Annotated in this window: 14 protein-coding genes; 12 read left to right on the plus strand and 2 right to left on the minus strand. The window is 46.8% G+C overall.

Annotation, left to right across the window (positions count from 1 at the left end; translation table 11 throughout):
* Positions 1-44: 44 nt before the first annotated feature.
* The 3 genes from BUR42_RS05715 to BUR42_RS05725 all read left to right on the plus strand — a co-directional run bounded on the left by BUR42_RS05715 (position 45) and on the right by BUR42_RS05725 (position 2,639).
* On the plus strand, positions 45-509 hold the full coding sequence (locus tag BUR42_RS05715) for a LexA family protein (protein WP_074238305.1): 465 nt from the start codon (positions 45-47) through the stop codon (positions 507-509).
* A gap of 43 nt (positions 510-552) precedes the next feature.
* Positions 553-1,563: a DNA/RNA non-specific endonuclease gene (locus tag BUR42_RS05720; RefSeq protein ID WP_074238306.1), complete on the plus strand. Its 1,011-nt coding sequence runs from the start codon at positions 553-555 to the stop codon at positions 1,561-1,563.
* An 89-nt stretch (positions 1,564-1,652) separates the two neighbouring features.
* Complete coding sequence (locus tag BUR42_RS05725; protein ID WP_159442220.1) at positions 1,653-2,639, plus strand: outer membrane beta-barrel protein; 987 nt, start codon at positions 1,653-1,655, stop codon at positions 2,637-2,639.
* A gap of 5 nt (positions 2,640-2,644) precedes the next feature.
* On the opposite strand, the gene BUR42_RS05730 is transcribed toward BUR42_RS05725, so the two are convergent.
* Positions 2,645-3,529 (minus strand): AraC family transcriptional regulator, encoded by an 885-nt coding sequence (locus BUR42_RS05730; RefSeq protein ID WP_074238308.1) that lies wholly within the window; start codon positions 3,527-3,529, stop codon positions 2,645-2,647.
* 191 nt (positions 3,530-3,720) lie between these two features.
* Between BUR42_RS05730 and BUR42_RS05735 the strand changes: the two genes are divergently transcribed.
* The 8 genes from BUR42_RS05735 (at position 3,721) to BUR42_RS05770 (ending at position 19,483) form a co-directional block, all read left to right on the plus strand.
* Positions 3,721-6,840, plus strand: coding sequence for a SusC/RagA family TonB-linked outer membrane protein (locus BUR42_RS05735; protein WP_074238309.1), 3,120 nt, complete (start codon positions 3,721-3,723; stop codon positions 6,838-6,840).
* Positions 6,841-6,862: 22 nt separating this feature from the next.
* Positions 6,863-8,437 carry a RagB/SusD family nutrient uptake outer membrane protein gene (locus tag BUR42_RS05740; protein WP_074240465.1) on the plus strand — a complete coding sequence of 525 codons (1,575 nt, stop codon included), beginning with the start codon at positions 6,863-6,865 and terminating at the stop codon, positions 8,435-8,437.
* A gap of 11 nt (positions 8,438-8,448) precedes the next feature.
* A complete protein-coding gene (locus BUR42_RS05745; protein WP_200798222.1) occupies positions 8,449-10,059 on the plus strand; it encodes a glycoside hydrolase in 1,611 nt (536 codons plus the stop codon).
* On the plus strand, positions 10,059-11,369 hold the full coding sequence (locus BUR42_RS05750) for a sugar porter family MFS transporter (RefSeq protein WP_084185426.1): 1,311 nt from the start codon (positions 10,059-10,061) through the stop codon (positions 11,367-11,369). Before BUR42_RS05745 ends, BUR42_RS05750 begins: the two co-directional genes overlap by 1 nt.
* Positions 11,370-11,378: 9 nt before the next feature.
* On the plus strand, positions 11,379-14,642 hold the full coding sequence (locus BUR42_RS05755; RefSeq protein WP_074238311.1) for a DUF5107 domain-containing protein: 3,264 nt from the start codon (positions 11,379-11,381) through the stop codon (positions 14,640-14,642).
* Positions 14,632-17,337, plus strand: a complete 2,706-nt coding sequence (locus BUR42_RS05760) for a glycoside hydrolase family 2 (protein WP_074238312.1) — start codon at positions 14,632-14,634, stop codon at positions 17,335-17,337. Before BUR42_RS05755 ends, BUR42_RS05760 begins: the two co-directional genes overlap by 11 nt.
* Positions 17,338-17,475: 138 nt before the next feature.
* The gene (locus BUR42_RS05765) at positions 17,476-18,153 is read left to right on the plus strand and encodes a hypothetical protein (protein ID WP_074238313.1); all 678 of its coding nucleotides are present in this window, start codon (positions 17,476-17,478) and stop codon (positions 18,151-18,153) included.
* A 31-nt stretch (positions 18,154-18,184) separates the two neighbouring features.
* Positions 18,185-19,483, plus strand: coding sequence for a T9SS type A sorting domain-containing protein (locus BUR42_RS05770; protein ID WP_159442221.1), 1,299 nt, complete (start codon positions 18,185-18,187; stop codon positions 19,481-19,483).
* Positions 19,484-19,567: 84 nt separating this feature from the next.
* Here the strand turns inward: BUR42_RS05770 and BUR42_RS05775 are convergent, their stop codons facing one another.
* Entirely contained in the window at positions 19,568-20,824 is a 1,257-nt protein-coding gene (locus tag BUR42_RS05775; RefSeq protein ID WP_074238315.1) for a serine hydrolase domain-containing protein, read from the minus strand.
* Between the two features lie 123 nt (positions 20,825-20,947).
* On the opposite strand from BUR42_RS05775, the gene BUR42_RS05780 reads away from it, so the two are divergent.
* Entirely contained in the window at positions 20,948-21,259 is a 312-nt protein-coding gene (locus tag BUR42_RS05780; protein WP_074240467.1) for a winged helix-turn-helix transcriptional regulator, read from the plus strand.
* The last annotated feature ends 64 nt before the right edge of the window (positions 21,260-21,323 follow it).

The raw sequence follows: 21,323 nt of genomic DNA on the forward strand, positions 1-21,323 counted from the left end.
TCTACTAATTTAATTAGCTAGGTTTGCTAAATAAATTAGTAGATATGAGAATCGTTGCCCGGCAGGAGAACCTGCAATTTTACACTATCCAGGAGAGAGAAACGCTGCCTTTGCCCTATGTCAGCACACCTGTTAAAGCCGGTTTCCCCTCTCCGGCACAGGACTTCATGGAAGAAGATATAGACCTCGTTGCTTTTTTAGGTATGAACAAACCTTCCGTATACATCGTACGGGTAGATGGTAATTCCATGCAGGACGAACATATTCCGGACAATAGTTACCTGGTGGTAGACAGGTCCCTGAAGCCACAACCACATGATATTGTAGTAGCGGTGCTGAATGGAGAGTTCACCGTTAAAACCCTGGTGAAATCTACCGCCGGCTGGATGTTATATCCTGCCAATGCGGTGTACGATCCTATTATGATCAGGGAAGGAGACGAGTTCCAGGTATGGGGTGTGGTAGCCCAGGTGATCATTGACCGCAAAGAAATGAGAAAGCGGCATTGAAAAATATCGTAACTTTTAGTAGTTGCATTTAACCTCAATACTTATGAGCACTACTAAAGGATTTGATCCCTGGTTCCTTGGAAAGAAATTGCCCTTACCAAAAGTTTCCAAAAGAAATTGCGCCCCCATGCATAATAAAGGAGGGTACGAAGTGAAGTATATCCACTACAGCGCTTTCGTACACAGGACCCGCGGTTTCCCGCTTATGACCGCCGTGAACATCAAAGGGCAGGCATACAATGCAAAGAAAAGGGTAGAAGGGGAGCCATGGGCATTCTCTGACCAGTTGCCTGAATCGTTCCAGGTAGAGAATGGTTTTTATAGAAATGATCAGAACACATTTGACCGCGGGCATATGGTGAGAAGAGTAGATCCCTGCTGGGGAGATGATGCTACCTCACTCGCAGCAGAACTGGATACTTTCAAATGGGTGAACTGCACACCGCAACATAAAAAGCTGAACCAGAAAGGCGGGATCTGGTACCAGTTGGAACAGCACATTATTGAAAAGGGGGTGAAAGGTAAAACCGCAGCAGATATCAGTGTGTTTGCAGGGCCTGTATTAGCGGATAACGACAAAGTATTCAAAGTAAAATATAACAACGCTTACCTGCAGATCCCTGTAGTGTTCTGGAAAGTGATCGTTTGGAAAAAAGCAGATGGCAAATTATATGCTGTTGGTTTTATGATGAGCCAATGGCAGTTTATAAAGAAGAAACTGATCGATCCGCCGGAACGGGCACTGCAAAAGGCAGCTAAACCCAAACTGGCGGATAATTATTTTGAAAACCTGGAGTTCAGTGATCACAAAACTTACCAGGTACCTGTCTCTGCCATAGAACAGCAAACAGGCATCTCCTTTAAATGGAGCAATGTGAGCTTCCCTTATAAGACCAAACAATATAAAGCAGTAGAAGGCGTAAAACTGCCCAAAGTATACCCATTCGCATCCCGGGAGATCAAACCCCTCTCCAGACAGCAGGTAACAGAAGCTGTGAAGAATGGATTGGGCGGCATGCTGAAAAGATACGAGTTGAAGGGTATTAAGCTATAATGTTAAAATTACCCCGGGGCAAAAACATACCGGCTCATAATTTGTTAGTGTGTTATAGACCATATTTCTGTAACCAAAACAATGTTTATATGAAACGGAAGCTTTTGCTTATGACTGCCATCTTAGCTTTGGCATTTACCACTACCCATGCACAGACAGGTAAGTTTTACATAAAAGCCGCCGGGGGCTATTTCTTCAGTGTTTCCAATGGCCAGTTCCCGGATGTTGGGCCCTATCCTCCAAGAGATCAGCACGATGCCGTAAACCCCGCTACCGGCGCCATTACCACGCTTTCTGAAAAAGTACTGACCGGCTCTTACGGAGAAGGTTTCAGAGGAGGTTTAACGCTGGGATATAACTTCAATAAGTATATAGGCATAGAAGGTACTTTCAATTACTTCCAGAGTGTGAAGAACCTGATGACACGTAATGTTACCACCATCCAGGGAACTGCAACAACAGTAGGCAGTGTGGAATCAAGGGGGCATGTGAATGCCATAGATTTTGCACCCAGCCTGGTCTTCAGCCCCGGCCTTGAAAAATGGAACCCTTACGTGCGCTTTGGTTTTGTAGTACCGTTGTGGGGGCGTTTGAATATAGGAACAGAAGCTACCCGTACCAGTGCCGTTCCCGGGCAGCCGGCAACTGTAGTGGCACAAACTGCCATACACCGTGAGGAAGAAGTGAAACCAAGCCCTACCATCGGTTTCCAGGGAGCGCTGGGTGTTACCTATGCTGTAGCCAAACGTTTCGATATCTTCCTGGAAACAGAATACAGGAACGTACCGGTGAAGAGCAAAAGCAAAGAAGTAACAGCTTATAATGAAGTAACCAATATTGTAAATACCACTAATGGAACGGTGATCACCACACAACGGAGAGGGCTGAACGATCTCAGCACTGCGGAAAGGGAAACGGATTATGTGACCACGCTGGACCAGAATTCCAACACACCAACCGGCACTACCGGTTCTAAAACAAATTATAAGAATGATAACGCGCCTTCCAACGACCTGAAGTCCTATATCAATATAGGCGGTCTTGGTGCCAACCTGGGTGTACGGTTACGTTTCTGACCGGATCAAGTGCCTCTTTTAGTGCGGTAATGATTGGGAGAAACACCCATCAGTTTATTGAACATCCGCGAAAAATAATAGGGGTCTTCCATCCCCAGTTTGTACGCTATTTCTTTCACCCGGAGATCCGTGAATATCAGGTACTGGCATGCCTTCTGGATCTTCAGGTGATTGAAGTACTCCATAGGGGCAAAGCCCGTTTTCTTCCGGAAGATGCTGGAATAATGAGAGGCGGACAGGTTAACGGATTGTGCAATATTAGCCAGCGTAAGCATTTTGGATAACTGCTGTTGCATATAGTTGATAGACATTTCCACCACATCCGTACTTTGTTTTTTTTCAGACAGGTTGAACTTATCATCGTACATAAATGAAGATAAGAAATGCCATAAGCACATATTGGCATAACACAGGTTATCATTTCCATAACCCCTTTCCAGGCTGGCATAGATATCTTCAAAAAGATGTAAACGCTTTTGCTGAAAAGTGATGGTACCGCTATGCCCGTTGTGCTGCCGGATCATGGCTTCCACGATGGCATTGGCAGCAGGGCCTTTGAAATGCGCCCAATAGATGGTCCAGGAATCATTTTCATCTGCCGCATAACTATGGGCACTGCCCGCAGGTATCACTACAAAAGTATCCGGTGCCAGTGAATATTTACGTTTGCCAATTTGCGCAGTTCCCTTTCCTTCCACACAATAGATCAGGATGTTCTGATCAATGCCATGAAGCCGCTGACGAAAGTGATATTTCGCCTTAGGATAATAGCCGATATCCGTTACAAAAGCTCCTTCAATGACCGGGTTGCTGACGCAGAGATCAGTGATGATCTTCCTTGGAACAATAATGGCCCGCTGGCCTTCGAATCCTTCTTTTTTTCTTAACATGGTTCGCCCAAATTACAATAAAAAAGTCCATGATAGAAGCTTTCATGGTAAGTTTTTGCTTGTATAGCGAAATATCTCCCATAAGATAATCCATCTTTTCAATCAGAATCTCTATTGAAGCGCCGGGTTTATCTTTCAATATTTGTACCCAGTCAACCACACTCATTCCACGATGTAAAAAAACTTTACACATGAAAAAACACTTCCAGCTCTTCTGGGTTTTTTCCTTCATTTTTTGCCATGCCGCTTTTTCACAAGGCTCGGTCATTAAAGGAAAGATCACCGGCAGCAATCAATCTCCCTTGCCAAATATTTCTGTACAGGTGAAAGGAACCGGTACAGGAGCAATCACCAATCCTCAGGGTGAATTTTCACTCACAGCTCCGGCCGACGCAACACTGATCATCTCTTCCATTGGTTTCATTAAAAAGGAAGTACCGGTATCCGGCCGCCAGTTTATTGCTGTTACATTGGAAGAGGACAGTAAACAACTGACAGATGTGGTAGTGATCGGCTACCAGTCTACCGCCAGGAAGAATGTAACCACCGCTATTTCTTCCGTATCAGCCAAAGATATTGAACCGTATACCTCCGGCACTGTAGCCACAGCTATACAAGGTAAGCTCGCGGGTGTGCAGGTGATGGCTGCAGACGGTTCTGTGGGTTCACAACCCCGCATCCTGGTGCGCGGTCTTAGTAGTATCACAGGCAATACCACGCCGCTGGTGATCGTAGATGGAATGGAAATAGGCTACAATTTCATGAATACCATTAACCCCCTGGATATCGCGAATATCGATATCCTGAAAGATGCTTCCGCTGCTTCCATCTATGGTGCCCGTTCTGGTCAGGGCGTGATCCTGATCACCACAAAACGTGGTAAAGGTACCCCGCAGATCAACTTCCAGGCTACCTATGGTATTGCCACACCACCTAAAATTAAGATCGCAGGTGCGCAGGAATATGCCGCCACCATGAACAAGATCGCAGTGAACAGCGGAACCGCGCTTCCTTTCCCGGATGTAAGCACACTGAAGGATAACAATTACTGGGACCAGACCTTCGGGCAGGGTACCAAGCAGAGTTATAACATGAGTGTTACAGGAGGGAAAGAAGGTCTTTCTGTTTTTGGCAGCATGGGTTATTACTCAGAGAGTTCATATGCAGGGGACAGAGGCGGCCAGTGGAAGAAAGCCACCGCCCGCCTGAATGTAGATTGGGACCTCAATAAAGTAGTGAAACTGGGTTTCGGTTTAGCTCCCCGTTATGAGAATTATCCTTTTGCACCCCTCAATCTCACCTGGCCTGCTTTTGCCATGGACCCTACGGTTGCACCCTACAGAACAGAAGCAGAAGTACGAGCTTCCCTGCCTGCATTAACAGGTACTTTCGCGGATTTTCTGACGGCCTTTAATCCTTACTACAGCATGCCCGGCCGTTCTTCCTTTAATGGTATCATAAGTCCCGAATTTAACCTCCGCACTAATTTCGATAAACGGGAATACTTCGGAGGGCAGTTCAATACCTACCTGGAGCTGAAGCCACTGAAAGGCCTGGTGCTTAAAACAGCACTGGATGCAACGGCTAATTTCTCTCAGCAGAACACTTATGCACCTAAATATTATTTCGCTACCAACAGTTACAATGCCAAAACAACGGTTGGTACCAATACCTCGTATAACAGCCGGTTGAAGATCACGAATACCGCAGATTATACTTTGCCGCTGCCTGCAGATCATGCCGTGAATGTATTGCTGGGGCATAGCTATGATAACTATACCACCAAAGGTTCCAATGCATCGCGCGAGAACATTCCTTTTGATACGGAGCCATTCCGCTTTATCAATGGAGGTAATCTTGTAACAGGCGGTGGTGGCGGATATCAACCCGGCGCTGCGCCATTTGGTAAAATGCTTTCCTTCTTTGGTTCGCTCCGTTATAACTATAAAGAAAAATATTACCTCAGTGGTGCTATGCGGGCAGATGCTTCTTCGCTCGTAAATCCATTGTACCGCTGGGGATATTTCCCTTCCGTATCCGGTGCCTGGGTAGTTTCGCAGGAACCTTTCTTTGAAAGTATCAGCCAAACACTCAGTTACTTTAAATTAAGGGCCGGCTGGGGACGGTCTGGTGGTAACCTGCCCGGCAGTGTAGGGGAATACATGTCCTATGTAACACCTGTCAATTATGTGGATGCCAATGGCGGCCCTATCTATGGATATACGCCCGGCACCATCAGCAACCCTGAGCTGCGTTGGGAGATCCAGGAAGATTATACCGTAGGTTTTGATGCAACGCTCTTTCACGACAAGCTGAACGTAACCGTAGAACGTTACGTTAAAACGCCCAACAACCTTTCCTTAACGGTAAGAGTAGATCCTGTGCTGGGATATCCACAGGGATATATTTCAACACAGAATGTGAACATCGGTAAGATGACCACCAAAGGCTGGGATATTGCGGTTGGTTATAAAGACAATATCACCCGCAAGCTGAGCTTTGGCGTAAACCTTACCCTCAGCCAGTTTAAAAGCACCATTAATTACCTTTCCACCTCAGATCCCATCATAGGCGGAGAAGCGAATGAAGTGATCTCTACTTTCCGTTCCCGTACCACCGTTGGCCATGCACCAGGCGTATGGTGGGGTTATATTGTGGATGGCGTGTTCCAGACCAATGAAGAAGCTGCGGCTTATGTGAACAAAAATGGTGTGCGCCTCCAGCCACAAGCTACCGCGGGAGATCTGAAGTTCAGGGATTATAACGGAGATGGCAAGCTGGATAACAGCGACCTGTCTGATATCGGCTCACCTTATCCTAAATTCTCGGGCGGTTTAACACTCACGCTCAATTACAGCAACTTTGATTTCAGAACAGAATTGTACGGCGTGTTCGGTCAGCAGAACTTCAATAACTACAGGAGGAATATGGTGCCAGGCCCTAACTACAACTTCCTGTCTGGCTTCCAGGACCAGTTCTGGAGCGGTCCGGGTTCCACCAACAGTTTCCCTGTCCTGCGGAAAACAGACCTCAACGGAAACTTTACGAAGATGTCTACCTTCTTCCTGGAGAAAGGAAATTTTGTGCGCTGTAATGTGATGCAGCTGGGCTATACCGTTCCACCAAAATTGATCAAAGGGATCAAAAATATAAGGGTGTACGTATCAGCACAGAACTTATTTACCATTACCAATTATTCAGGCCTGAATCCGGATGTGCCCTGGTATTCTTCCATCTCCTACAACGGGTTGGATAACTACCAGATGCTGGTTCCAAGAACTTATTTATTCGGATTGAACATTGGATTGTAAAGAAAATTTCAAAAGCATTGTTATGAAAAAATTCATATTACTCTTTGCAGGGTTTGTTATAGGGGGAAGTTCCTGTTCTCTGGATCAGGACCCTTATGGCTCTGCTATCGTAGAATCACAATATTATACCACACTCGCACAATGTAATACTTCCACACTGGTTGCTTATCGTTTTATAGATTACGCTACCTGGTGGGAGATCCTCAACTTCCGCTTCCTGTCCGGAGAAGCTTCCAGTGATAATGCATGGATAGGCAATACTTATCAGTCTACACACCCTACTTACGATGCCGTAGCGCATTATACGCTTGATGCTGCGAACGACAGGAATGAAGCGCAATGGATAGACCTTTATAAAAGTATCGGCCGTTTTAACAGTACCATTGCAGGTATCCAGCGTGCACCCATTGATGAGAACAGCAAGAAGCAATTCATTGCGGAACTGAGGTTCCTGCGTGCCTGGTGTTACTTTGACCTGGTGCGGAACTGGGGAGGTGTACCCATTGTGTTAACGATCCTTTCTCCTGATAATCACCCCGCGCGTAACACGGTAAAAGAAGTGTACGACCAGGTGGTAGCTGATCTGCAGGAAGGCGTGGCGGTACTGCCTAAAAAATCGCAGTACCCTGCAACAGAAAAGTTCAGGGCATCCAAAGGAGCGGCTTTAACGCTGCTGGCCAAAACCTACCTGTATATGGAAGACTGGCCAAAGGCAGAGATTGCGGCCAAAGAGGTGATAGACATGGGTGAATATAATCTTGAACCCAGTTTTGCTACGCTATGGGCTTATACTTACAGGAATGGGGCAGAATCGATCTTTGAACATCAGAACGGTTCCTCACAGGTGCCTTCGCTGCCAGCGAACGATTTTGCTAAAATGCTGAACTCTGTTGCTGATGCCGGCTGGGGATATTATTCCGCCACCAGCGACCTGGAGAATGCCTATAAATCGGAAGGAGACAGCATTCGTTTGCAATGGACCATTAACCGCCACGGTTTACCGGTGGCTGGTGATCCTAATACGCCATCGTTTGATGGCCGCCCTTATCCTGCGTTAAACAGTCATTCTAAATCAGCACGTTTCAGCCGTAAACATTACATACCAAAAGCACAAAGGCCGGCGAACGGATTACCTGCTTTGAACGACAAGATCCTGCGGTTTTCAGAAGCATTGCTGATCCATGCAGAAGCCTGTGCCATGCAGAATAAAACAGCAGAGGCACTCGGTTCTCTGAAAAGAGTGCGCGACAGGGTGAACCTCAGCACGAATATGGCATTAACCGGCTGGAACCTCATCAATGCCGTACGTAAAGAGAGAAGGCTTGAATTCGCTTTTGAAGGAGATCGTTTGTATGATCTCCGCAGATGGAAAGACCAGGCCGGCAAACCGGTGATCAACAGCATTATGGGGCCAAACGGAAGTTTTGTGTTGTACAATACGCAAACCAGTACGGATGTATGGGAAAAGACGAACCCTGTAGAGTTGCAGAACAAAGGTTTCAGCTTCAACCCTGAGATCCATTCCCTGTGGCCTATTCCATCCAACCAGATCATTATTTCTGAAGGTGCTGTGAAACAGAACCCCGGATATTTTTAAGGAATTTAAGTATGAGAACGATCATGAAATTGTTTTGCCTTGCGCTCCTGGCTATTCATTGCGGGAAAAGTTCAACACCTCCGGGTCAGGAACCCAACACCTGTTTCTTCCTGGGTGTGGATACCTGCCTGCAAAAACCTAAAACGGTTGTTACGATCAATATGGGCAGCACAAAGCAAACCATTCACAGCTTTGGCGCTTCCGATTGCTGGACCACCAAGTTCATTGGAAAATGGACGAATGTGCAGAAAAAGGATCAGGTAGCCGATCTGTTATTCAGCATGGACACTACGGCAAACGGAACGCCAAAGGGGATCGGTTTATCACTCTGGCGTTTTAACATCGGCGGCGGTAGTTATGAACAGGGCGTTAATAGTAATATTGCGGATGAATGGAGAAGGGAGGAATGTTTTATGAACCCGGATAATACCTACGACTGGTCCAGGCAGCAGGGCCAGCAATGGTTCCTGCAGGCGGCCAGGCAACGTGGCGTGAAATATACGCTGGGCTTTTCCCTGACCCCTCCCGTGTTCATGTCTAAGAACGGAAAAGCATATAATAGTTCCGGCGGCACCTCCCTAAACATACAGGATGGCAAATTAGACGCATACGCGGGTTTTATGGCAGAAGTAACCAAACACTTCGGGTTTGATTACCTGAGCCCCGTAAACGAACCGCAATGGGCCTGGGGCCAGGCTACCTCTGCCGGCCAGGAAGGTACGCAATGCACGAATGACGAAATAGCCGCACTCTGCAAAGCCATTGCGCCTAAACTGGCAGGCACCGGTTCCCAGATAGTAGTAGGGGAAGCAGGTACACTGGCTTACCTCTATGGCACCAATACGGATAACCGCGGAGATCAGATCACGCAGTTCTTTAACACGGCTTCTGCCAACTACATCGGCAACCTGCCCAATATGGCGCATACTATTTCAGGGCACAGTTACTTTACAACCTGCCCGGATAACACGCTGATCAGCACAAGGCAGCAACTGGTGAATAAGATCAACCAGGTGGATGCCACACTGAACACCTGGCAAACGGAGTTCGGAATACTTGGAGATATCTGCGGCCAGTACAATGGCTCGCCAAGGAATACCGGCATCGAATACGGATTGTATGTAGCCAAAACCATCCATCACGATCTTGTGATCGCCAATATGAATTCCTGGCAGTGGTGGCTGGCTGTGAGCCCTTATAACTACAGTGATGCACTGGTGTATATAAACGATCCCGCCGGCCAGATGAATGTAGCGAACTGTAAAACAGACGGCATTGTGCTGGATTCAAAACAACTCTGGGCATTCGGTAACTATGCACGTTTCATCCGGCCCGGTATGAAACGTGTGGAAACTTCCATCCCCGGTAATAACGATCCTGCTATAGCTGCCGGAACATTGATGATCTCTGCCTGGAAACAGGAAGCAGACAAGAAAGTGGTGGTAGTGCTGGTAAACCCGGAAGCAAAGGAAAAAACGATACAACTGAACGGATTGACGGTTGGTGTGTTAGATCAGTATACAACAGATGCTACTAATAACCTGAAAAGAACACAATCAACTGCCGGTGAAATTAGGGTACCCGCTAAATCTGTTGTAACATTAACAGGAAAATATCAATAATGAGCAAACAATTCAACCATACTTACATCATCGGCATTTCGTTTATTTCGGCGCTGGGCGGATACCTCTTTGGTTTTGATTTTGCAGTGATCTCCGGTGCACTGCCTTTCCTGCGCGAAGCCTTTGGCCTCAATGCATGGTGGGAAGGTTTTTTAACCGGCTCGCTGGCATTAGGTTGTATGGTAGGTTGCCTGGCTGCCGGAAAACTGGCAGACCGTTATGGCAGAAAGCCCGGGCTGATCCTGGCTGCGCTGATCTTCACACTTTCATCCTTAGGCATGGCATGGTCCAACAGCCTGACGGTGTTCGTTTGCATGCGTTTTGCCGCGGGTATCGGTGTGGGCATGGCTTCTATCCTGAGCCCTTTGTATATCGCGGAAGTTTCTCCTGCACATGTACGGGGCAGGAATGTTTCCATCAACCAGTTAACGATAGTAATAGGGATATTGATCACCAACCTGGTGAATTATACGCTGGCCGATAAAGGTGCAGAAGCATGGCGCTGGATGTTTGGCTTGGGTGCAGTACCCTCCGCCATCTTTTTGCTGGGTGTGTTATGGTTGCCGGAAAGCCCGCGCTGGCTGATCGGCAAAGGCAAAACAGCGGAAGCAAAAAAGATCCTGGCAAAGATCGGCAATGAGGATGTGATCATTGAAAGACCATCTGAAAAACCATCGTACAAAGCTGTATTTGAAAAAGCAGTAAGGCCGGCAGTAGTGATCGGTATCACCCTGGCAGTGTTCCAGCAGTTATGCGGTATCAATATCGTATTCAATTATACTTCTACCATTTTTGCCTCCGTAGGGGCAGACCTCAATAGCCAGCTATTTGAAACCATCACCATTGGTGTAGTAAATCTCGTATTCACCTTAGTGGCCATGTGGCAGGTGGATAAGCTGGGACGCAGACCCTTGATGCTGATCGGTTCGGCAGGCCTTTCCGTAGTATATATCATCCTGGCATCACTACTGCAGAACCAGCTGGATGTGCGGCTCGTTTCTTTTTTTGTGATGCTGGCCATTGCCTTGTATGCTACCTCACTGGCCCCGGTGACCTGGGTATTGATATCAGAAATATTTCCTAACCACATCAGGGGGCTGGCTTCATCTATTGCAGTCGTTTCCCTGTGGGGTGCCTATTTCATCCTTGTGTTTACTTTCCCCATCCTGGCAGAGCAACTGGGCACTTATGGACCATTCTACCTGTATGCCGGCATCTGCGCGCTGGGTTTCCTGTTCATCAGAAGTAAGGTAAAGGAAACAAAAGGGCAATCCCTTGAGCAATTAGAACAACATTTAACAGGACATTAAAACACAGACATGAGTAGCGATTCTTTGGTGCAGGTTTGGGAAGAAAAGATCAATATCCCAACGTACAGCATTGGTAAACCCGACAAAAACCCGATGTTCTTTGAAAAGCGTGTGTATCAGGGCAGCAGCGGCGTTGTTTATCCTAACCCGGTGATAGAAAAGATCTTTGATGAAAAGAAGGACGAGATCTACACAGCGGTATTCCTGGAGAACCGCTACCTGAAGATCATGGTACTGCCGCAATTAGGCGGCCGCATACAGATGGCTTATGATAAAGTAGGGCAAAGACATTTCATTTATTACAACCAGGTGATCAAACCCGCGCTGGTTGGTTTATGCGGGCCATGGATCTCCGGCGGCATAGAATTCAACTGGCCCCAGCATCACCGCCCCAGTACTTTTGAACCTGTTGATCATACCATAGAAGAAAACAGGGATGGCAGTAAAACCGTGTGGGTGAATGAAGTGGAAAAGATGTTCCATACCAAGGGAATGGCTGGTTTTACCTTACATCCTGATAAAGCTTACCTGGAAATAAAAGGGAAGCTCTACAACCGTACTGCGCTGCCACAGACCTTCCTGTGGTGGGCCAACCCGGCCGTGAAAGTGAACGACGATTACCAGTCTGTATTTCCGCCGGACGTGAATGCCGTATTCGATCATGGCAAACGCGATGTATCCACTTTCCCGGTTGCTACCGGTACTTATTACAAAGTAGACTATGCACCCGGCACGGATATTTCCCGCTATAAGAATATCCCGGTGCCCACTTCGTATATGGCTATCCGTTCCGATTATGATTTTGTAGGAGGATATGAGAACGACTCACAGGCAGGATTACTGCATGTGGCCAATCACCACCTCTCTCCCGGCAAAAAGCAATGGACCTGGGGACATAGCGACTTCGGCAAAGCATGGGACAAGAACCTCACGGATGAAGATGGCCCGTATATAGAACTGATGACAGGTGTTTTTACAGACAATCAACCGGATTTCAGCTGGCTGATGCCTTACGAGGAAAAATCCTTCACCCAGTATTTCATGCCTTACCGGGAACTGGGTATCGTAAAGAATGCCAATAAAGACCTGCTGATCTATGCCAGCGATACCGCTGTTAAAGTGTTTGCCACCGGCATTCAAACCGGTATCACGCTGGAATTGTATGTGAACAATTCCTTGCTTTTCACAGATAAGATCAATGTGTCCCCCGAAGTTATTTACCAGAAAGCCATACAGGTAAAAGAAGAAACGCTGCTGGTGATATTGAAGGACCAGCTTGGGAAAGAACTGTTGCGTTATGAGCCTGCTGCCAACCGGAAGAATGAAATTCCCCAACCTGCCATGGCCGCACCGGAACCTAAAGATGTAGAGAACAACGAACAACTTTTCCTTACAGGTTTGCACCTGGAGCAATACCGCCACGCAACCTATAACCCCGTAGATTATTACGAAGAAGCATTACGCCGTGATCCTAAAGACCTGCGATGCAATAATGCGCTGGGCGTATGGTATCTGAGAAGGGGAAGCATAGAAAAAAGCGAAGCCTATTTCCGTAAAGCGATTGAAACACTTACACAGCGGAACCCTAATCCTTATTACGGTGAGCCGCTGTACAACCTCGGCCTCTGTTTGCAATTACAGGGCAAGACTGAAGAAGCGTATGAAATGTTCTATAAAGCTACCTGGAACAGTGCCTGGCAGGATAGCAGTTACTTTTCCCTAGCCCAGATCAGTACAGCCAAAGGTAATTATGCAGAAGCCCTGGAGCAGATAGAATGGTCGCTGGACAGGAATGCCCGGAACAGTAAAGCCTGGGCACTGAAAGCCATGATCCTCCGTAAACTTAACAAACAGGACGAAGCAAGGGAAGTATGTAAGGAAGCATTACGCCGTGATATCTTCAACCTCACCTTGTATGCCGAACTGAAAGAGCAGGACACCTTATTGAAACTGGGCCGTGAGAACGAACATAATTTCATTGAATATGCCATCGACTATGCGTCGGCTGGTTTGTATGAAGAAGCCATTGCGCTCATCAGCCTTGTAAAAGGCGGGCCTATGCAGGCATATTATCTCGGATGGTTCCATTACAAAGCAGGTAATACAGAGCAGGCACTTGTTTACTTTAAACAGGCAGCCAAAGCAGATCCTGCATTATGTTTCCCGAACAGGATAGAAGATGTTGCCGTATTGAAACTGGCCATTGCCCTGAACAGCGAAGATGCCAAAGCACCTTATTACCTGGGCTGCCTCTGGTATGATAAAAGGCAGTATGCGGAAGCAATAGACATGTGGGAGTTGTCTGCCGTAAGGGATAATACCTTCCCGACAGTATTCAGGAACCTGGGCATAGCCTGGTTCAATAAAAGGAAGAACAAAACCAAAGCCCTTTATTATTTTGAAAAGGCTTTTGCACTGGACCCAACAGATGCACGGGTATTGATGGAGCTGGACCAGTTGTACAAAAGATTACATAAAGATCCTTCCAGCCGCCTGTTGTTGCTGGAAAATAACCTGGAACTGGTGAACTGGCGGGATGATGTTTACCTGGAGAGGGCCGCCATCTACAATTTCATGGGTCAGTTCGAAAAAGCTTTTGAACTGATCATGCAAAGGAAATTCCATCCATGGGAAGGAGGGGAAGGAAAGGTCTCCGGGCAATACCTCTACAGCCTTACCGGTATGGCGCGGCAACACATGCAGAACAAAGATTATGAAGCGGCTATCAGGAAGCTGAAAATGGCACAGGAATACCCGGATAGCCTGGGAGAAGGCAAACTGTTCGGCGCACAGGAAAATGATATCTTTTACTGGTTGGGCATGGCATACAATGGCGAGTTGTCAAAACAATACCTGCTTAAAGCTACAGAAGGACTATCAGAGCCATCCGCCGCTATGTTCTATAATGATCAGCCGCCAGACAAGATCTTCTACCAGGGCCTTGCATGGGCAGCATTGGGAGAGCAGGAGAAAGCCAATACCATTTTCCGTCAACTGCTGAAGTATGGTGAAACACATTTGCAGGATGAAGTGAAGATCGATTACTTTGCGGTGTCCCTGCCAGACCTGCTCATCTTTGAAGATGATGCCAACGTGCGGAACACCCTGCATTGCAGCTATATGATGGGGCTGGGATGGCTGGGCTTACAGGAGTATGATAAAGCAACGGAAGCCTTTACACGGGTACTTGAACAGGATATGCACTTTGGTGCGCAAACACATTTATCAATGATCCGGCAATTGCAGGAACAACCACTTTTACATGCGCGTTAGTTTAATTTTATTGGCATTGTGCTGTATGCTGAAGGTACAGGCACAAACGATCTCACTGGAAGGAGAATGGCGGTACCGGTTAGATGCACAGGATAAAGGCATCAAAGAACAATGGTTTAACCAGTCGTTCGAAAATAAACTGAAATTGCCTGGCACGCTGGACGACGCCGGGGTAGGTGATCCTGCCACCTTAACGGCCGATTCGCTCAATAAGGAAACATTGCTGATGCTTACCCGCAAACATTCCTATATAGGCCCGGCCTGGTACAGCAGGGAGATCATGGTCCCGGCCAGCTGGAAAGGAAAACGCATGGATCTGTTCCTGGAGCGGGTGATCTGGAAATCACAGGTATGGGTAGACGGAAAAGAAGCGTCCTTTACAGGGGAAAGCCTGAGTGCGCCACATATTTTTCCCTTACACAGGTTGCTGACGCCCGGTAAAAAACATAAGCTGGTGATCAGGATAGATAACAGGAAGTTGTATGATATGAGCACACGCGATATGGCGCATGCTTATACCAATGGCACGCAGATCATGTGGAACGGGATCATCGGGCAAATAAAACTGATCGCAAAGAACCAGGCCTATATCCATGATGTGAAGGCATTTCCGGATGTGCAAAAGAAAACAGCCAGGATCGTTGTTTCCCTGCTGAACGAAATGAGTACCGCCGCCAGCACCCGTTTGAAAGTAAAAGTGAGCGGCAAACAATTTGCTTTTGATAAAGAGATGGATGTGACCATTCCTCCCGGTGGTGGGTTGAAAGAACTCGAAGTTCCCATGGGAAACAATGTATCCCTCTGGGATGAGTTTTCTCCTGATCTTTATAAGGTATCTGTACAGTTCAATGGAGGAACAGCCAGCACTGCCTTTGGTATGCGGCAGCTTTCCAATGAAAATGGTTTATTGCAGATCAATGGCCGGCGTATCTTTTTAAGGGGCACGCTCGAATGTAATATCTTTCCTTTAACAGGTTACCCACCAATGACCAAACCCGGATGGATAAAGGTGTTCAGCGCAGCAAAAGCGTATGGCCTCAATCATCTGCGCTTCCATTCCTGGTGCCCGCCCGAAGCAGCTTTTGAAGTAGCAGATTCCATGGGTTTCTATTTGCAGGTGGAATTACCTTTCTGGAACAAGAACGCCGGAAAGGATGATCCGATGGATAAGTGGCTGGCAGCAGAAGGACAAAACATCATTGTAAACTATGGTAACCATCCTTCTTTTTGTTTCTGGTCCATGGGCAATGAACTGGAAGGAGATTTCAATTGGCTTGCGCAGCTGCTCACCACGCTGAAGAAAAATGATCCCCGCCATTTATACACCAGTACTACCTTTTCTTTCCAGAAAGATCATGGCCGCTTCCCTGAACCCGTAGATGAATTTTTCATCACACAGTATACAAAGAAAGGATGGGTGAGGGGACAGGGCATCTTCAATACCTATGCCCCCAACTTCTCCACTGATTATACCAAAGCAATAGACAGCATCCCCGTTCCAATTATCACACATGAGATAGGGCAATATTCTGTGTATCCGAACATGCAGGAAATAAAGAAGTATACCGGCGTGCTGGACCCGTTGAACTTTAAAGCTATTCAAAAGGACTTACAGCAAAAAGGGCTACTGCCCTTATCACAGCAATTCCTGCTGGCCAGTGGTAAGTTCGCAGCCAACCTCTACAAAGAAGAGATAGAACGCGCCCTGAAAACAAAAGGTTTGAGCGGGTTCCAGTTGCTGGACCTCCACGATTTTCCGGGACAGGGCACAGCGCTGATAGGGATCCTGGATGCTTTCTGGGATAGTAAAGGACTGGTAACAGCAGAAACACACCGTACCTATTGTGGCCCGGTTGTACCCTTACTTCGTTTTGACAAAGCTATTTACACCAGCAATGAACAATTCAAAGGAGAAGTAGAAGTAGCGAATTTCAGCCGTGCTGTATTAAAGAACAGTGCTATTAACTGGATGGCGAAAGATGCATCCGGTAAAGAACTCGCAGCGGGCCTGATCCCTGCGCAGGATATAGAAATGGGTACCGGCCAATCCCTTGGCAGCTTTACGTTTGATCTGCAAAAAATAAAGGAAGCCACCGCAGTGACCATTCATCTGAACGGTGCCGGTTACAGGAACCAATGGACGATCTGGGTATATCCTGAAAAACTGGAAACCGGCGTGATCGTAAAAACTTTGAACGAAGCATTGCCTTTGCTGGAAGCAGGCAGGAACGTATTGCTGAACCCGGATACGGCCGCGCTCAAAGGCGTAGAGGGCCGTTTTGCACCTGTATTCTGGAGCCCTGTACACTTCCCTGACCAGCCTGGCACCATGGGCATTTTATGTGATCCGCAACATCCTGCTTTTAAAGATTTCCCAACGGAGTTTTACAGTAACTGGCAGTGGTGGGACCTTATCACTTCTTCCAAAACCATGGTCATTGATCCTTTACCGGAACTTACACCACTTGTGCGCGTGATCGATAATTTCTTCAGGAACAGGAAGATGGCCAATGTGATAGAAGCAAAAGTAGGAAAGGGAAAACTGATCCTCACTTCGCTGGACCTTACGAACAAACTGGAAGAAAGGCCCGCTGCAAGGCAACTGCGTTATAGCCTGGAGCAATACATGGCTTCAAAAGCATTTGCCCCGAAAGTAGAATTGTCCGTAGCACAATTACAGGCACTGATGAAATAAAGGATTAAGCTGATAATCAGCCCAAAAAGCCTCCCGGTATTACATCGGGAGGCTTTTATTTTGATAATTATCAGGATAAGATTAAATTACTATTGTTATACCCGATCCCGAAATCCCTTAACGCTAAACCCTTCTCCAATGAAAAAGATTCCCCTCACACTATGTTTATTCCTGTTACCCGTATGGGTATTAGCCCAGCAAAGATTTGACTACCCGATCAAACCCGGCACAGATAACTGGAAAGCACTAAAAAGCCACAAAGAAAGAGTAGATGCAAGCCAGATCCCACCGGACATTGCAGGTAAACTCTCCACAGCAGCACTGCTGGAAGCCGTGCTGGATTACCCGCTCAGCATGGACCTTTTTTTCTTCAATACCCTGCAGGATGGGGTGGATATGCTGAAGACCAATTTTGCGGCCTTCCCCGAACTCTTATCCCGTAAAGACCTGGTAGCGGTATCGGTAGAAAGGTATGCACAATTACGGATGGACTCCGTAACCTCCCTGGAAGGAAAATACAACAGAGCTATCTTCTCATTTAAGGTCAGTTTCCTGGAAATGATCCTTGCACAACCGGAAGTGACCAATAAGATCGATGCAGCACGCAAGAGATCTGTATTACAGGCCCTGGTAACCAAATATGAGCAGAAGGAACGGCTGACTGATTTTTTTGGAGAACTGAACCTCGGTTCTTCCGCCTGGGCCGCATATCGCATTAGTAGAAGGAGTGACGACAGTGCCCTGAACAAAGGAGCTTTTATACCACCTTCGGTTTCAAAGAATGTGATCCTGCAAACCCGGAAACAGATCAACTAAATCTATCCCTCACCCTGAAATGAATCCTTCTATGAAAAAGATTTACTGGTTATATATATGCCTGTTACCCACGCTTGCTTTTGCACAAACACAAAGCAATATCACCACACCCAAAGGCAGCACCGTAAATGCATTTATTATATCTGAAGCAAGTCCGGCCGCGAGAGCTAACGCGGATATTGCTGTTGCCACACAATACCCTAACGCAGTGCAAAGTTCATATTTTAATGATGGTTTTAGTTCCTCAGCCAGGTTTAATTGCCATAGCTATGCCTGGAACATGATAGAGGGCGGGCCGGTAAGGTGGATAGGTGTGGGCACTACCACCCACGAAGATATTTACATGACAGATGGAAGTTATGTGCAGGTATGCACAGAAACATACCCTGGCAAGGTTTCCCTGGGTATTGGAGATCACTCGGCCATCACAACATCCACACCCGGTATCTGGAAATCTAAATGGGGAGCGCAGGCTTTGGTGGAACATAGCAGTAATGATCATCCCTATTATAAGTTTGATTATACTTATTATGTATCCACAGCTATCTCAGGCCCCGCAGAAGTTTGCAGCCCTTCTGTATTTTCTGTACAGAACATTTCCGGCGCAACGTATAGCTGGACGAGCAGCAGCAATTTGATCGTTAGTGGTTCCGGCCATTCAGTTACAGTGAGTGGTACTGGTTCCAACGGCCCGGGATGGGTGGAAGTTTATATCTCTACCGGATGCGGTATTGCCACACGGAGGTTGAATGTGTTTAAAGGCACACCCGGCTTGCTTACACATACCATCGAAACGCTCTTTGATCCTACACAGCTCTGTTACCTGGCCGGTAATACATATACCTGGGTATTAAGCCCCCATGGCCCTACACCCGGTGTAACGGATATTTACTTCATGGTGTTTGAATCAGCGAATGGCCCGGGCTCACCCATACAGGGAGGTTATATGCAAAGTATGGATGTTTCTTTTGGCTGGTACCCCACTAATTATACATTTATGGCCTGGGGTGTAAATGGTTGCGGTGCAGGATTGATCACCCAGAAAGATGTAACTACGTATTATAATTGCGACGGGCCTATGTTCCGGATGGAAGTTTCACCTAACCCCACTTCCGGCCAGCTTATTGTAACGTTAGATAAAGAATTGTCTGAGGAAAAAGTAACCTTTGAATTGTTCGATTTCAATACGAATGAACGTAAAAGGATCTGGACTCAGCAGAATGGCTATGGCAGGCATAATCTTAGCCTGCATGGCCTGAAGAAAGGATTATACATCCTCACCGTTACAAAAGGAAAATCGAAGTCATCGAAAAAAGTGATCATTCAGTAATGAATGGTTCAGGGTATAATAAAAAAACGGGGATGTTTCGAAAAACATCCCCGTTTTATTTTTCGGCTGCTAAGCATTATCTACCTATTCCTGAGCTATAGCCTGGTAAACCATATTCCTGAACTTTTCCCCATTAGACCAGTATGGAGAGAAATACTGCTGCGTAAAAATGATCCCGATCAAATGCTCCTTAGGGTCTGCAAAATAATGCGTCTGAAAAGCCCCATCCCAACTGAAGCTTCCCACAGTCAACGGCAGCACATAATCATTCTTTTCTGTTTCCAGTGCAAAACCTAAACCGAATGCAAAACCGGCCGTCATCTGCGGAACAGGGGAAGCAGTAGTACCCTCGGGCAATTGATTGCTCAGCATGAGGTCTACGGTTTTAGAACTGAGTAACCGCTTCCCTTTATACGTGCCTTTGTTTAAGAACAAGGTCAGGAATTTTGCATAATCCCCGATAGTACCACTCAGCCCTGCACCACCGGAAAAGAAAGTACTGGGCTGATTAGGATAGGATGGATCCGCTTTATCATAAATGGGATAGTCAACCTTTACAATACTGCCATCTGCCATTGGCTGATGGATACTCACCAGGCGGCTTTGTTTCGCAGCAGGGATCGTAAAATAAGTATCCTGCATCTCCAAAGGCAGGAAGATCCGCTGCTGGTAAAACGCCGGCAGAGATTGTCCGCTCCAGGTCTCTACAAGGTATCCCAGCAGGTCACTGCTTAATCCATAGGTGAAGTGTTCGCCCGGTTGATGCTGTAAAGGCACTTTTGCCAGTGCTTCCATGGCTTGTTTGTTAGTGATCGCCGTAGTGCCCATTCCAAGCCTTATACCGGCCTTTGAATAAATTGCCACCATTCTATCCTCGCTGAGATAAGGAACGGGATAGGCGAGCCCGGAAGTGTGCCGCAGCAGATCACGGATGGTGATCTCCCTGTTGGCAGGTTTAGTAGTATAGCTGCTGTCCTTCGGATTAAAAGTATCCACCACCTGCATGTTCTTAAAGGCCGGCAGGTATTTGGAAACCGGTTCATCCAGCAGGAACTTGCCTTCTTCCCAAAGCATCATGGCTGCAAGCGCCGTTACTGCTTTGGTGAAAGAAGCGATCCTGAAAATATCATCACTTTTTAAAAGTCGTTTTGATGGTAGGTCTGCATAACCGAAGGACTTGTTATACACTACATTGCCATTCCGGATGATCAGGGCATTGGCACCTGCAATATGATTTGCTTTTATTTCGCCGTTAATGAACTGGTCTATCCTGGCCAGCCTGTTTTGAGCCTGCGCAATGCTAACCGCGAAGAGAAAGAATACGCATAATGAACGTTTCATGTTGTTCCGTTTAATTTTGCCAAAGCTGCGTCAATTCTTTACATTTGACAAGTACTTACCCGCTGGTAGGGTGCTTACCTGTAGGTTAGAATTGTTGATAATCAAAACAATAAAATTATGCTGATGCATTTAATTCATAGTGAGAAGTGTGGTGTGAGAAGGGCAATGATGCTGATCGGGAGCAAATGGAAAATGGTTTTGATCGGTTGCCTGAAAGATGGTATGCAACGGTATGGTGAATTAAAACGCTCCATTCCGGATATCAGTGAAAAGATGCTCATTCAGGAACTGAAAGACCTGGTGGAAGCAGGGCTGGTAGAAAAAACATCTTACCCGGAAGTACCTCCCAGGGTGGAATACCGTTTAACGGAAAAAGGACAGAAAGCTATACCTGTATGGGAGATGGTGGAAAGGTTCGGGTGCGATTACCTGTAAAAAAACTGCCGGCACATTGTACCGGCAGTTTTTTTTACTAAGATCAGGAGTTTATCAGTTCATT

Source organism: Chitinophaga niabensis (assembly GCF_900129465.1).
GTDB lineage: Bacteria > Bacteroidota > Bacteroidia > Chitinophagales > Chitinophagaceae > Chitinophaga > Chitinophaga niabensis.

Bases quoted from the DNA above. Each gene is read 5' to 3' on its own strand.
- BUR42_RS05715 (WP_074238305.1), top strand. From the start codon at position 45: ATGAGAATCGTTGCCCGGCAGGAGAACCTGCAATTTTACACTATCCAG.
- BUR42_RS05720 (WP_074238306.1), top strand. From the start codon at position 553: ATGAGCACTACTAAAGGATTTGATCCCTGGTTCCTTGGAAAGAAATTG.
- BUR42_RS05725 (WP_159442220.1), top strand. From the start codon at position 1,653: ATGAAACGGAAGCTTTTGCTTATGACTGCCATCTTAGCTTTGGCATTT.
- BUR42_RS05730 (WP_074238308.1), bottom strand. From the start codon at position 3,529: ATGTTAAGAAAAAAAGAAGGATTCGAAGGCCAGCGGGCCATTATTGTT.
- BUR42_RS05735 (WP_074238309.1), top strand. From the start codon at position 3,721: ATGAAAAAACACTTCCAGCTCTTCTGGGTTTTTTCCTTCATTTTTTGC.
- BUR42_RS05740 (WP_074240465.1), top strand. From the start codon at position 6,863: ATGAAAAAATTCATATTACTCTTTGCAGGGTTTGTTATAGGGGGAAGT.
- BUR42_RS05745 (WP_200798222.1), top strand. From the start codon at position 8,449: ATGAGAACGATCATGAAATTGTTTTGCCTTGCGCTCCTGGCTATTCAT.
- BUR42_RS05750 (WP_084185426.1), top strand. From the start codon at position 10,059: ATGAGCAAACAATTCAACCATACTTACATCATCGGCATTTCGTTTATT.
- BUR42_RS05755 (WP_074238311.1), top strand. From the start codon at position 11,379: ATGAGTAGCGATTCTTTGGTGCAGGTTTGGGAAGAAAAGATCAATATC.
- BUR42_RS05760 (WP_074238312.1), top strand. From the start codon at position 14,632: ATGCGCGTTAGTTTAATTTTATTGGCATTGTGCTGTATGCTGAAGGTA.
- BUR42_RS05765 (WP_074238313.1), top strand. From the start codon at position 17,476: ATGAAAAAGATTCCCCTCACACTATGTTTATTCCTGTTACCCGTATGG.
- BUR42_RS05770 (WP_159442221.1), top strand. From the start codon at position 18,185: ATGAAAAAGATTTACTGGTTATATATATGCCTGTTACCCACGCTTGCT.
- BUR42_RS05775 (WP_074238315.1), bottom strand. From the start codon at position 20,824: ATGAAACGTTCATTATGCGTATTCTTTCTCTTCGCGGTTAGCATTGCG.
- BUR42_RS05780 (WP_074240467.1), top strand. From the start codon at position 20,948: ATGCATTTAATTCATAGTGAGAAGTGTGGTGTGAGAAGGGCAATGATG.